Annotated in this window: 11 protein-coding genes; 10 read left to right on the forward strand and 1 reads right to left on the reverse strand. The window is 70.4% G+C overall.

What is annotated here, in order from left to right:
- The first annotated feature begins 13 nt into the window (after positions 1-13).
- The 7 genes from infB (at position 14) to truB (ending at position 8,468) form a co-directional block, all read left to right on the forward strand.
- On the forward strand, positions 14-2,674 hold the full coding sequence (gene infB, locus TU34_RS08665; protein WP_082080053.1) for a translation initiation factor IF-2: 2,661 nt from the start codon (positions 14-16) through the stop codon (positions 2,672-2,674).
- Positions 2,675-2,873: 199 nt separating this feature from the next.
- Positions 2,874-3,410: a 30S ribosome-binding factor RbfA gene (gene rbfA / locus TU34_RS08670; protein ID WP_045822484.1), complete on the forward strand. Its 537-nt coding sequence runs from the start codon at positions 2,874-2,876 to the stop codon at positions 3,408-3,410.
- Between the two features lie 68 nt (positions 3,411-3,478).
- Positions 3,479-4,462, forward strand: coding sequence for a DHH family phosphoesterase (locus TU34_RS08675; RefSeq protein ID WP_045822485.1), 984 nt, complete (start codon positions 3,479-3,481; stop codon positions 4,460-4,462).
- Positions 4,459-5,811: an MATE family efflux transporter gene (locus TU34_RS08680; RefSeq protein WP_045822486.1), complete on the forward strand. Its 1,353-nt coding sequence runs from the start codon at positions 4,459-4,461 to the stop codon at positions 5,809-5,811. Before TU34_RS08675 ends, TU34_RS08680 begins: the two co-directional genes overlap by 4 nt.
- A 59-nt stretch (positions 5,812-5,870) precedes the next feature.
- Positions 5,871-6,866, forward strand: coding sequence for a metallophosphoesterase family protein (locus tag TU34_RS08685; protein ID WP_045822487.1), 996 nt, complete (start codon positions 5,871-5,873; stop codon positions 6,864-6,866).
- Positions 6,863-7,531 (forward strand): 4'-phosphopantetheinyl transferase family protein, encoded by a 669-nt coding sequence (locus TU34_RS08690; RefSeq protein ID WP_045822488.1) that lies wholly within the window; start codon positions 6,863-6,865, stop codon positions 7,529-7,531. The genes TU34_RS08685 and TU34_RS08690 overlap by 4 nt, the downstream gene beginning before the upstream one ends.
- Positions 7,532-7,538: 7 nt before the next feature.
- A complete protein-coding gene (truB, locus tag TU34_RS08695) occupies positions 7,539-8,468 on the forward strand; it encodes a tRNA pseudouridine(55) synthase TruB (RefSeq protein WP_275041742.1) in 930 nt (309 codons plus the stop codon).
- A 25-nt stretch (positions 8,469-8,493) separates the two neighbouring features.
- On the opposite strand, the gene TU34_RS08700 is transcribed toward truB, so the two are convergent.
- The gene (locus TU34_RS08700; protein ID WP_045822489.1) at positions 8,494-9,252 is read right to left on the reverse strand and encodes a metal-dependent transcriptional regulator; all 759 of its coding nucleotides are present in this window, start codon (positions 9,250-9,252) and stop codon (positions 8,494-8,496) included.
- A 117-nt stretch (positions 9,253-9,369) separates the two neighbouring features.
- Between TU34_RS08700 and TU34_RS08705 the strand changes: the two genes are divergently transcribed.
- From TU34_RS08705 to TU34_RS08715, 3 genes are all read left to right on the forward strand, one after another.
- Positions 9,370-10,371: a bifunctional riboflavin kinase/FAD synthetase gene (locus tag TU34_RS08705; protein WP_045822611.1), complete on the forward strand. Its 1,002-nt coding sequence runs from the start codon at positions 9,370-9,372 to the stop codon at positions 10,369-10,371.
- A 132-nt stretch (positions 10,372-10,503) separates the two neighbouring features.
- On the forward strand, positions 10,504-10,773 hold the full coding sequence (gene rpsO / locus TU34_RS08710) for a 30S ribosomal protein S15 (protein ID WP_045822490.1): 270 nt from the start codon (positions 10,504-10,506) through the stop codon (positions 10,771-10,773).
- A gap of 420 nt (positions 10,774-11,193) precedes the next feature.
- Positions 11,194-13,476, forward strand: a complete 2,283-nt coding sequence (locus TU34_RS08715; RefSeq protein ID WP_045822491.1) for a polyribonucleotide nucleotidyltransferase — start codon at positions 11,194-11,196, stop codon at positions 13,474-13,476.

Here is a 13,476-nt window from a genome sequence, read left to right on the forward strand (position 1 = left end):
CCGCGGGCGGGGGGTGGGGGTCCCCGGGGCGCCCCCGCGGTTCCCTCTCGTGGGGCCCTTTTTAACCAACCGGGGGCCCCCGGGGCCCGCGCCCGTGTGGGGGGCCCCCCCGCCCCCCCCCCCCCTCCCCCGGGCCCCGGGTTCCGGGAACCCGCCCCCCCCCCCCCCGGCCCCCCCTCCCCCGCCCGCCCGGCCCCCGGCCCCGCGCCCCGCCGCTGCGACCCCGCCCGCCGAGGCGCCCGCACCGCAGGCCCCGGCCGCCGCGTCCGCGGCCCCGACCGAGGCGCCTGCCGCGGCTCCGGGCCCGCGCACACCGGCCGGTCCCAAGCCCGGCCCGCGTGCACCGCGTGTCGGCAACAACCCGTACTCGTCGGCGCCCGCACCGCGGCCGCCGGCGGCGCGTCCGGCAGCACCCGGAGCCCCCGGGGCTCCCGGGGCCGCCCGTCCCGGCGCAGGTCGTCCGGCCGCCGGTCCCGGCGGTCCGCGTCCGGCACCCGGTGCCGGCGGACCCCGTCCGAGCCCGGGCAGTATGCCTCCTCGCCCCAACCCCGGCGCGATGCCTTCGCGGTCGGCCCGTCCCGCCCCGGGCGGTCGTCCCGGTGGTCCGGGCGGACGTCCGGGCGGTCCCGGCGGTCGTCCCGGCGGCGGTGGCGGTGGCTACCGCGGTGGCGGCGCACCCACGGGTGCCCCGACCGGTGGACCTCCCGGTGGCTTCCGGGGTCGTCCCGGTGGCGGCGGTCGCGGCCGTGGCGGCGGCGCCGCAGGTGCCTTCGGCCGTCCCGGCGGAGCGCCCCGCAAGGGACGCAAGTCGAAGCGTCAGAAGCGCCAGGAATACGACTCGATGCAGGCACCGGCCGTCGGTGGCGTCCGGTTGCCCCGTGGCGACGGACAGACCATCCGGCTCGCCCGCGGTGCGTCGCTCGTCGACTTCGCCGACAAGATCGACGCCAATCCGGCCGCGCTCGTCCAGGCGCTGTTCAACCTCGGCGAGATGGTCACGGCCACCGAGTCGGTGAACGACGAGACGCTCGAGCTGCTCGGCGGCGAGATGAACTACGTCGTGCAGGTCGTCAGCCCCGAAGACGAGGACCGCGAGCTGCTCGACAGCTTCGACCTCAGCTACGGCGAGAACGAGGGTGGCGAGGACGAGCTCGAGCAGCGTCCGCCGGTGGTGACCGTCATGGGTCACGTCGACCACGGCAAGACGCGACTGCTCGACACGATCCGCAAGGCCAACGTCCGCGAGGGCGAGGCCGGTGGCATCACGCAGCACATCGGTGCCTACCAGGTGCTCACCGAGCTCAACGGCGACGAGCGGCTCATCACCTTCATCGACACCCCCGGTCACGAGGCGTTTACCGCCATGCGTGCCCGTGGCGCGAAGTCGACCGACATCGCGATCCTCGTGGTCGCGGCCGACGACGGCGTCATGCCGCAGACGGTGGAGGCGATCAACCACGCCCAGGCGGCCGACGTGCCGATCGTGGTCGCGGTCAACAAGATCGACAAGGAGGGTGCTGATCCGCAGAAGATCCGCGGACAGCTCACCGAATACGGTCTGATCCCCGAGGAGTACGGCGGCGACGCGATGTTCGTCGACATCTCCGCGCGGGAGAACACCAACATCGAGGCCCTCCTCGAGGCGGTCCTGCTCACCGCGGACGCGTCGCTCGACCTGCGTGCCAACCCGGACATGGACGCCCAGGGTGTCGCCATCGAGGCGCACCTCGACCGCGGCCGTGGACCGGTGGCCACCGTGCTCGTGCAGCGCGGAACGCTCAAGGTCGGCGACTCGATCGTCGCCGGCGACGCCTACGGACGTGTGCGTCGCATGGTCGACGAGCACGGCGAGGACGTGGCCGAGGCGACCCCGTCGCGGCCCGTGCAGGTCATCGGTTTCACCTCGGTGCCCGGTGCCGGCGACAACCTCCTCGTCGTCGACGAGGACCGCATCGCCCGCCAGATCGCCGACCGTCGCAATGCGCGCAAGCGCAACGCGATGGCCGCACGCAGCCGCAAGCGGATCAGCCTCGACGATCTCGACGCCGCCCTCAAGGAGACGTCGCAGCTCAACCTCATCCTCAAGGGTGACAACTCGGGCACCGTGGAGGCGCTCGAGGAGGCGCTGCTCGGCATCGACATCGGCGACGAGGTGCAGCTGCGCGTCATCGACCGCGGTGTCGGCGGCGTGACCGAGACCAACGTCAACCTCGCGACGGCGTCGGACGCGATCATCGTCGGGTTCAACGTGCGCGCGGAGGGCAAGGCCACCGAGCTGGCCAACCGCGAGGGCGTCGACATCCGGTACTACACGGTGATCTACCAGGCGATCGACGAGATCGAGAGCGCGCTCAAGGGCATGCTCAAGCCGATCTACGAAGAGGTCGAGCTCGGCCGTGCGGACATCCGCGCGATCTTCCGCTCGTCCAAGGTCGGCAACATCGCCGGCTGCCTGGTCACCTCGGGCATCATGCGACGCAACGCCAAGGCGCGTCTCCTGCGTGACAACGTGGTGGTGGCCGAGAACCTCACCATCTCGTCGCTCAAGCGCGAGAAGGACGACGCGACCGAGGTCCGCGAAGGCTACGAGTGCGGTCTGACGATCACGTACAACGACATCAAGGTCGACGACGTGATCGAGACCTACGAGTTGCAGGAGAAAGCCCGCAGTTGATCGATCCCGACGTCGACGGACATCAAGGTCGACGACGTGATCGAGACCTACGAGTTGCAGGAGAAAGCCCGCAGTTGATGGGCGCGTAGCCGGTTCGCACCTGCACCGCTCGATCACCCGACGCCCGGGCGTCTCGCTTCCGCGAGATCCCGGGCGTCGGGCTCGGCACACATCCCCACCACCGCGAAGGAGTGACACCATGGCCGACCCGGCACGGGCACAACGGATGGCCAAGCGGATCTCGTCGATCGTCGCCTCGGCGATCGGCTCGGAGATCAAGGACCCGCGGCTCAACTTCGTCACCGTCACCGACACGAAGGTGACCAACGACCTCCACGACGCCACCGTCTACTACACGGTGATGGGTGAATCCCTGGACGTGGCGCCCGATTATGAGGGTGCGGCCGCCGGACTGGCCCGCGCCACCGGTCTCCTGCGCTCGAAGGTCGGCGCCGGGACCGGCGTCCGGTTCACCCCGACGCTGCGTTTCGTCCTCGACACCGTGCCCGACACCGCGCGGCACATGGAGGAACTCGTCGCCCGCGCCCGCGCACACGACGAGATGTTGGCCCGCCAGGCCCGCGACGCCGTCCCGGCCGGAGACGCCGATCCCTACCGCGACGACGTCTCGATCTCCGATGAGGCCTCGGCCCCCGGACCGGCGGCTGACGGAAGTTCACCACGGGGCGCCGACCCCGCTGATTACGATGGGCCGGACGCGGCCGACCGACGGTGACGGGTTCGGCCGAGCGGCCGCCTGGGCCGCCGGTCGGTACAGGGCACGACGAGTCGGACGGAGCAGGCGTGAGCGGACCAGGGCAGACGACCGACGCGCTCGGGGCGCCGCGGGCGCGCACGGCCGAGGTGCTGCGCGCCGCTCCCGCGGTCACGGTGCTCTGTCACGTCCGCCCGGACGCCGACACCATCGGCAGCGGTCTGGCCCTCGCGCTCGCGCTCGACGCGATCGGCGTCGAGGTGGAGGTCGCGTTCCCGGGTCCCTGGCCGCTGCCCGAGGCGTTGGGCTCGCTCCCCGGCGCGAAGCTCATCGTCGAACCCGGCGACCTCGTCGGTCATCCCGTCGCCGTCGCGATGGACTGCGCCAGTTCCGAGCGTCTCGGTGACCTCGCCGCGATCCTGACCGCCGCGGAGACCGGCATCGTCGTCGACCACCACGCATCCAATCGTGGATTCGGTGACATCGACCTGATCGACCCCGCCGCCGACTGCACTGCCGAACTGGTGCTCGGCATCCTCGACGAGGCCGATATGCCCGTCGACCGCGACATCGCGACCTGCCTGTTCGCCGGACTCGTGACCGACACCGGGTCGTTCCGCTGGGCCCGGCCCAACTCGCACCTGCTCGCGGCCCGACTCCTCGAGACCGGTGTCGACGGCCAGGGATGGACCCGCACGCTGCTCGACACCCACCAGTTCGGGTGGCTCACGATGGTCTCCGGGGCGCTGCAGTCGGCGGTTCTCGTCCCGGAGGCGTTCGGCGGCAGTGGCCTGGTGTACGCGGTGGTGGACCACAGCTGCAGCCGGACCATCGACTGGGACGAGGCCGAGAGCGTCATCGACCTCGTCCGCACCGTCGGTGACGCGGACGTGGCCGTCGTGTTCAAGGAATCCGCGCCGCACGAGTGGACCGTGTCGATGCGCGCACGCTCGCACACCGACCTGGTGCCCCTCGCGCGTTCCCAGGGCGGCGGCGGCCACCCCCACGCGGCGGGGTTCAGCGCGTCGGGTCCGGCCGATGAGGTCATCGAGAAGTTCCTGACCGCGGTGTGACCGGACCGGATTCCGCTGCGCCCACAGGGCGCGCCATCCTGCGTCTGGCCTCCTCGGCGCTCATCGTCCTGGTGGCCGAACCCCTCTACCTGATGGAGGACCTGGCCGTGGTCGGCCGACTCGGTGCCGTCGCGCTCGCCGCGCTCGGTGTCGGATCGCTGATCCTGGGCGTCGTCAGCACCCAGCTCACTTTTCTGTCCTACGGCACCACGGCCCGGTCGGCGCGCATGTTCGGTCGCGGCGACCGGCGTGCGGCGATCGCCGAGGGTGTCGCGGCGAGCTGGCTCGCCATCGGGGTCGGCGTCGTCATCGCGGTGGTGATGACGGTCATCGCCCCCTGGGTCGTCGGGGTGATCGCGCCCGGCGACGGCGTCGACTCCGAGGCCGTCGGATGGCTGCGTATCGCCGTCTGCGGCGTTCCCCTGATCCTGCTGTCGATGGCGGGCAACGGGTGGATGCGCGGCGTCCAGGACACCCGGAGGCCGGTGGTCTTCGTCGTGATCGGACTGGGCCTCAGCGCGGTGCTGTGTCCGGTCCTCGTGCACGGGTTGCTCGGTGCCCCCGAGATGGGATTGCACGGCAGCGCCGTCGCGAACGTCGCCGGCCAGTCGGTGGCCGGGCTGCTGTTCGCGCGACAGGTCGTCGTCGCGGCCCGACGATCGGCCCCCGAGGAGCCGTGGGCCGAGCTGCTCGCGCCCCGTCGCCGCATCATCACCGCACAGCTGTCGATGGCGCGTGATCTCGTCGTGCGGAGCCTGTCGTTCCAGGTCTGTTTCCTCTCCGCCGCAGCCGTCGCCGCGCGCTTCGGGGTCGCCTCGCTCGCCGCGCACCAGGTGGTGCTGCAGCTGTGGAACTTCGTGTCCCTCGTCCTCGACGCTCTGGCCATCGCCGCGCAGTCCCTCGTCGGGGCCGCGCTGGGCGCCCGGGCGATCGGGGCGGCGGGGGTGGTCGCACGCCGGGTCACCGTCGTGTCGATCGGTGTCGCCGTCGGGGTCGCCGCCGTGTTCGCGGTGGCCCGCACCCCGATGGGCCGCATCTTCACCGACGACACCGACGTCCTCGCCGCGCTCGACACGCCGTGGTGGTTCCTCGTCGGGATGCTGCCGGTGGCAGGAGTGGTGTTCGCCCTCGACGGTGTGCTCCTGGGCAGCGGCGACGCCGCCTACCTGCGCACCACGACCGTCGCGAGCGCGCTCATCGGCTTCCTGCCGACCATCTGGCTCTCGTTGGTGTTCGACTGGGGTCTGGCCGGCATCTGGACCGGACTCGCCCTGTTCATGATCTGTCGCCTCGCGGCGTTGTCGGCCCGTATGGCCGGTGGCCGGTGGACCCTCGTGGAGATCCGATGAGGCGTCGATAGACTCGGAGACCGACCGCGTCCGACAGCGGCGAGGACGAGGAGGTCTGTGTGCCGACCCTGTGGGCGATCAGCGATCTCCACGTCAGTCACCGCGGGAACGACGAGGTGCTCGACCGTATCCACCCCGCCGACCCCGACGACTGGCTGATCGTCGCCGGAGACGTCGCCGAGCGCACCGACGACATCCTCGAGACGCTGCGGCGGCTCAAGGCCAAGTTCGCGACCGTGGTGTGGGTGCCGGGCAACCACGAGCTCTACACCACCGCCAAGGACCCCCTGCAGATCCACGGCGTGGCCCGCTACGACTACCTCGTGCAGGCCTGCCGCGACCTCGGCGTCATCACCCCCGAGGAGATCTACCCGCAGTTCGACCCCGGCGACGGCACCCCTCCGGTGCGCGTGGTCCCGATGTTCCTGTTGTACGACTACACGTTCCGACCCGAGGGGACGACCAACAAGTTCGCCGCGCTCGCGCTGGCGCGTGAGCACGACGTGGTCGCGACCGACGAGTTCCTGCTCTCGCCCGAGCCGTTCGCCACCCGCGATGCGTGGGGGAGGGACCGCATCGAACGGACCCGGACCCGGCTCGACGCCATCGATCCCGCCGAGCGCACCGTTCTCATCAACCACTGGCCGCTGCGTCGCGAGCCGACCGACGCGCTGATGTACCCGGAGTTCGCGCTGTGGTGCGGCAGCGAACTGACCCATGACTGGCACACCCGCTACAACGCGGCCTGCTGCGTGTACGGGCACCTCCACATCCCCCGGACCACCTGGTACGACGACGTCCGGTTCGAAGAGGTCTCGGTCGGGTATCCGCGCGAATGGCAACGGCGCGGGCTGCCGGACCCGTTGCTGCGCAAGATCATCCCCGACGGCGGACTGCGTCCCGAACACCTGCCCGAGCACGGCGCCCGCTTCGACCTCCCGCCGGACTACCGCGAGCGCGCCGAGGCCTTCAAGGCGAGTGTCGTCGCCAAGCGTGAGGCGCGGGCGCGCAGGCTCGCCGCCCGTGCCGAGCGCGACGGAGGGGGAGCGCGATGATCGACGCGATGCTCGCACCGGGGGTCGCGGCCGCCGAGGCGTTCGCCGATCCCGACGACCTCGAGCTGCTGCCCGCCGAGACCTCGCTCGTGGCACGCGCCGTCGACAAACGTCGGTCGGAGTTCACCACCGCCCGTGGCCTCGCGCGTCGCGCGCTGGGCACGCTCGGGGTCGAACCGGTACCGATCCTGCGCGGCGAGAAAGGGCAACCCCTGTGGCCCCGCGGTGTGGTCGGCAGCCTCACCCACTGCGACGGCTACCGCGCCGCGGTCGTCGCCTACAAGCTGCAGTGTCGCTCGGTGGGCATCGACGCCGAACCGCACGGCGAGCTGCCCGACGGCGTCCTCGACCACGTCACCCTCGCTCCCGAGCGCGACGTTCTCGCCACCCGGCCGGGGGACATCCACTGGGACCGGTTGTTGTTCTGCGCCAAGGAGGCGACGTACAAGGCATGGTTCCCGCTGACCGAACGGTGGCTGGGCTTCGAGGACGCCCATATCACCTTCGAGCGGGACGCGTCCGGTGGCGACGCCACCGCGGCGGGCACCTTCCACTCGGAGTTGCTCGTCGACGGCGCGGTGATCGACGGCGGACCACCGCTGCGGTCATTCGACGGTCGCTGGCGCATCGAGAACGGACTGGTGGTCACCTCGATATGTCTGTGAGCCCTCGGTGAACCCCGACGGAGCCGAACGCTCCGAGAACAAGCACATCGCGACCGCCGGTCTGGTCGTGGTCGACAAGCCCGGCGGCATGACCAGTCACGACGTCGTCGCGAAGTGCCGCAAGGCATTCCGGACCCGCAAGGTCGGGCATGCGGGCACCCTCGACCCCATGGCGACGGGCGTGCTCATCCTCGGTCTGGAGCGTGCGACCAAACTGCTCGGCCTGCTGGCACTCACCACGAAGTCGTACTCGGCGACGATCCGTCTCGGCGCGGGCACCGACACCGACGACCGCGAGGGGGTCCTCGGCGACCGGGCCGACGTCTCCGGGCTCGACATCGCGACCGTCGCCGCGGCGGTCGAGCGCTTCGTCGGTGACATCGATCAGGTGCCGGCGAGGGTCAGCGCCATCAAGGTCGACGGCCGTCGCGCCCACGATCTCGCGCGCAGCGGCGAGGAGTTCGCGCTCGCGTCGCGCCGGGTGACCGTGTCGCGCTTCGACATCGGCGAGCACCGGATCGACGACGGATGGTTCGACGTCGACGTCGAGGTCGACTGCTCCTCGGGGACCTACATCAGGTCGCTGGCCCGCGACCTCGGCGCCGCCCTGGGCGTCGGGGGGCACCTGACCGCGTTGCGCCGCACCGCGGTCGGCCCCTTCACCCTCGCCCAGGCCACCCCGCTTGCGGCGATCGTCGACGATCCCTCTCCCACACCGACACTCGACATCGACGCGGCGGTCACCCTTGCCTTCCCGACCCGCCCCGTCGACGACGTCGAGGCCCAGACCGTCAGCAACGGACGGTGGCTCGACCCCATCGGCATGCGCGGTGTCTACGCCGCGGTCGACCGGCACGGTCGCGCGATCGGACTGCTGGAGGAGAAGGGCAAGCGGGCCGCGTCGGTGATGGTGGTCCGCCCGTCGACGATGCGCTGACCGACGCGACGACGCCGGCCGACGGTCAGGTCGCCGGCGGGATGTCGAGCCAGATCGCCCGGGTCGCGATGTCGCCGAGGTCGATCGGTTCGGAACCGTCGACGGCCACCGCGACCGTTCCGGCGAAGGGGCGCTGCTCGACGACCTCGATCCGGCGGTCCAACGCGATGCCGACCGAGTCGAAATACCGCAGCATCGCCGGATCGGTGTCGGCGATGCGCGCGACCCGCCCCGACCGGCCGGGTTGCACGTCGGCGAGCTGGCACGCGGGCGACTCCGGGACGTCGCCGTCGGGATCGGGGATCGGGTCGCCGTGCGGATCGCGGGTGGGGTGGCCGAGTTTCGCGTCGAGGCGTTCCATGAACCGGTCCGACATCGCGTGCTCGAGCACCTCGGCCTCGTCGTGCACCTCGTCCCAGCCGTAACCGAGTTCGCGGACCAGGAACGTCTCGATCAGCCGGTGTCGGCGGACCATCGACACCGCGGCACGACGTCCCGACTCGGTGAGCGTCACCGATCCGTAGCGGGCGTGCGACACCAGGCCCTGGTCGGCGAGTTTGCGCACGGACTCCGACACCGTCGACGGCGACACGGCGAGTTTCTCGGCCAGCAGTTTGGTGGTCACCTTGGTCGACGACCACTCCTGCGCGGTCCAGATGACCTTCAGATAGTCCTGGGTGACCGAACTGAGTTCGGTGACGGGCGTGGCGGGCGCGGCGTTCGGGCCGACCGTTGTCGCGGTGGGCGGAACATCGCGGCTCGGCTCGCCGCCGGTGGAAGGCACCCCACGAGCTTAGGGCAGGGCAAGTCGATGATCGACGAGCACTCGCCGGAGGCGATCTCGTGCCGCGACCGGACGCGGGTCTGGTACGCCGTGGGACGTCCCCGTACGCTTGGCCCCGTGTTGCGATGGCGAGGGTTGGACGATATCCCCGCGGGCTGGGGCCGATGTGTCGTGACCATCGGGGTGTTCGACGGTGTGCACCGAGGGCACGCCCAACTGATCGCCACCGCGACCTCGATCGCGAAGAAGCGCGGTGTGCCCGCGGTCCTGATGACGTTCGACCCGCACCCCGCCGAGGTCGTGCGCCCCGGCAGCCACCCACAGCAGCTGTCCACACTCACCCGGCGTGCCGAGCTCGCCGAGGAACTGGGCATCGACGTCTTCTGTGTCATGCCGTTCACCCCGGTGCTGGCCGCGCAGTCGCCCAAGGACTTCGCCCACGAGGTCCTCGTCGAGGGTCTGCACGCCGCCGACGTGGTGGTGGGCGCCAACTTCACCTTCGGCAAGAAAGCGGCGGGCACGGTGGACGTGCTGACGTCGCTGGGCCGCACCTTCGGGTTCGAGGTCCACGCCGTCTCACTCCTCGGCGAGGGGGCCGGCGCCGAGGCCCCGAATTCCGGTGTCACCGACCGCCCGTCGGTCACCTTCTCCTCGACCTACATCCGTTCCTGTGTCGCGGCGGGTGATGTCGAGGCCGCCGCCGAGGCACTCGGCCGCCCCCACCGGGTCGAGGGTGTCGTGGTGCGCGGCGACGGTCGGGGTCGGGAGATGGGGTACCCGACCGCCAACGTCGCGCCGCCGATGTATTCGGCGATCCCGTCCGACGGCGTCTACGCGGCATGGTTCACGGTGCTCGGCGCCGGACCGGTCGTGGGACAGGTGGTGCCGGGGGAGAGCTACCGCGCCGCGGTGTCGGTGGGGTCGAACCCCACGTTCTCCGGTCGCACACGCACGGTGGAGGCGTTCGTCCTCGACACCCACGCCGACCTGTACGGACAGCACGTCGCCGTCGACTTCGTCACTCGGATCCGCGGGATGATCAAGTACGAGGGCATGGAGCCGCTGATCGAGCAGATGAACGACGACGTGGTCAAGACCCGCGAGGCGCTCGCGGACTGACCGCGGCCGGACGATTTGGGTGGGGTGCGAAAGCGCTGGTAGCCTGGCCGATCGGCGCATGCTGCGGTTCGCGGTGGCTGTGCCGGGGCACTGGGCCCATTCCTCACGCGAACTCCATCACAGGAGAACACCATGGCGTTGACCACGGATCAGAAGAAGTCGATCCTTTCCGAGTACGGCCTGCACGAGACCGACACCGGATCCCCCGAGGCGCAGATCGCGATGCTCACCAAGCGCATCAGCGACCTGACCGAGCACCTCAAGACCCACAAGCACGATCACCACAGCCGTCGCGGACTGCTGCTGATGGTCGGCCGTCGCCGCCGTCTGCTGAAGTACGTCGCCAAGGTCGACGTCAACCGCTACCGCACGCTCATCGAGCGCCTCGGCCTGCGTCGCTGACGCTGCCGGCGCTCTCGAACACCTCCACGAACCGCGTGTCCCGATCGGACACGCGGTTCGTGTCGTCTGCGCCCGTGTCGCGCGACGCGTCACGCGATGAACCGGTCGGCCGACGCCTGGTGCTACCCTCGCCTTGGACCCGATGCCACGAGATGGTTTTCGCTTCACGCGTGCCCCGAGTTCGGACGATCGGTCTTCGGTAGTGGCTGCCGGAATCCGCGGAACTGTTCCGCAGGGTTCCGACCGCTTCGATCGACGGCCGTCGCCGAACCTCCTCCGCCTTCCATCGCGGACATCCGCACCTGTTCGGAAATCCTCCTCTCGGGCATCGACCCACAGCACCCGTCCGTCTGGACAGGCGCTGCTACACCGTTGCGCAGCGATGACACGCGCGCATCGAACGAGAGGATTCATCCACACATGACCGATGTCACCACCGCCCCCCCGGCCGACGATTCGGGAGCCGAGTACGACGACGAGATCACCGAGGCGACCGCCGTCATCGACAACGGCTCCTTCGGTACCCGCACCGTCCGTTTCGAGACCGGCCGCCTCGCGCAGCAGGCCGCGGGCGCCGTCGTCGCCTACCTCGACGACGAGAACATGCTGCTCTCGGCCACCAGCGCCGGCAAGCACCCCAAGGACCAGTTCGACTTCTTCCCCCTCACGATCGACGTCGAGGAGCGGATGTACGCCGCCGGCCGCATCCCCGGATCGTTCTTCCGTCGCGAGGGCCGCCCGTCGACCGACGCGATCCTGACCTGCCGCCTCATCGACCGGCCGCTGCGCCCGTCGTTCGTCGACGGCCTGCGCAACGAGATCCAGGTCGTCATCACCGTCCTGAGCCTCGACCCGAACGACCTGTACGACGTCGTCGCCATCAACGCCGCCTCGGCGTCGACCCAGCTCGCCGGACTGCCGTTCTCCGGCCCCGTCGGCGGCGTGCGTGTCGCGCTCATCCCGACCGAGTCCAACCGCGCCGGCCAGTGGGTCGCGTTCCCGACCGTCGAGCAGCTCGAGGGCGCCGTGTTCGACATGGTCGTCGCCGGCCGCATCGTCGGTGAGGGTGACACGGCCGACGTCGCGATCATGATGGTCGAGGCCGAGGCCACCGACAACGTCATCGAGCTCATCGAGGGCGGTGCTCAGGCGCCCACCGAGGCGATCGTGGCCGAGGGCCTCGAGGCCGCGAAGCCGTTCATTCGCTCGCTGTGCGAGGCGCAGAAGCAGCTCGCCGCCCAGGCCGCCAAGGCCACCGGCGAGTTCCCGCTGTTCCCCGCCTACCAGTCCGACGTCTACGACGCCGTCGAGTCGGCGGGCAAGGATCGTCTGTCGGAGATCCTGACGATCGCGGGCAAGACCGAGCGCGACGACAAGACCGACGAGCTCAAGGGCGACATCCTCGCCTCGCTCGGCGAGCAGTTCGCCGGGCGCGAGAAGGAGATCGGCGCGGCGTACCGCTCGCTGACCAAGAAGCTCGTGCGTCAGCGCATCCTCACCGACCACTTCCGCATCGACGGCCGTGGCATCACCGACATCCGGTCGCTCTCGGCCGAGGTCGCCCTGATCCCGCGTGCCCACGGCAGCGCCCTGTTCGAGCGCGGCGAGACCCAGATCATGGGCGTCACCACCCTCGACATGGTCAAGATGGCCCAGCAGATCGACTCGCTCGGACCCGAGACGTCGAAGCGGTACATGCACCACTACAACTTCCCGCCGTACTCGACCGGTGAGACCGGTCGCGTCGGATCGCCGAAGCGTCGCGAGATCGGCCACGGAGCGCTCGCCGAGCGTGCGCTCATGCCGGTGCTGCCGAGCGTCGAGGAGTTCCCGTACGCGATCCGTCAGGTCTCGGAGGCGTTGAGCTCCAACGGATCGACGTCGATGGGCTCGGTCTGCGCGTCGACCATGTCGCTGCTCAACGCCGGTGTGCCGCTCAAGGCCCCGGTCGCCGGCATCGCCATGGGTCTCGTCTCCGACGAGGTCGACGGGGAGACCCGCTACGTCGCCCTCACCGACATCCTCGGTGCGGAGGACGCGTTCGGCGACATGGACTTCAAGGTCGCCGGCACGAAGGACTTCGTGACCGCCCTGCAGCTCGACACCAAGCTCGACGGCATCCCGTCGGCGGTGCTGGCCGGCGCACTGAGCCAGGCCAAGGACGCGCGCACCACCATCCTCGAGGTGATGGCGGAGGCGATCGACGAGCCCGACGAGATGAGCCCCTTCGCTCCTCGCGTCACCACCGTGAAGGTCCCGGTCGACAAGATCGGCGAGCTGATCGGGCCCAAGGGCAAGAACATCAACGCGATCACCGAGGAGACCGGCGCCAACATCTCCATCGAGGACGACGGCACCGTGTTCGTCGGCGCGACCGATGGCATCAAGGCGCAGGCGGCGATCGATCGGATCAACGCGATCGCGAACCCGCAGCTGCCCAAGGTCGGGGAGCGGTTCCTCGGAACCGTCGTGAAGACAACGGCATTCGGCGCGTTCGTGTCGCTGCTTCCGGGTCGTGACGGCCTCGTGCACATCTCGAAGCTCGGCCAGGGCAAGCGCGTCAACAAGGTCGAGGACGTCGTGACCGTCGGCAGCAAGCTCCGCGTGGAGATCGCCGACATCGACGACCGCGGCAAGATCAGCCTCGTGCCGGTGTCGGATGTGTCCGACGCGGCCACCGCGGACACCGCGGCGGCCGAGTAA

It is taken from the genome of Williamsia herbipolensis, assembly GCF_000964005.1.
Lineage (GTDB): Bacteria > Actinomycetota > Actinomycetes > Mycobacteriales > Mycobacteriaceae > Williamsia_A > Williamsia_A herbipolensis.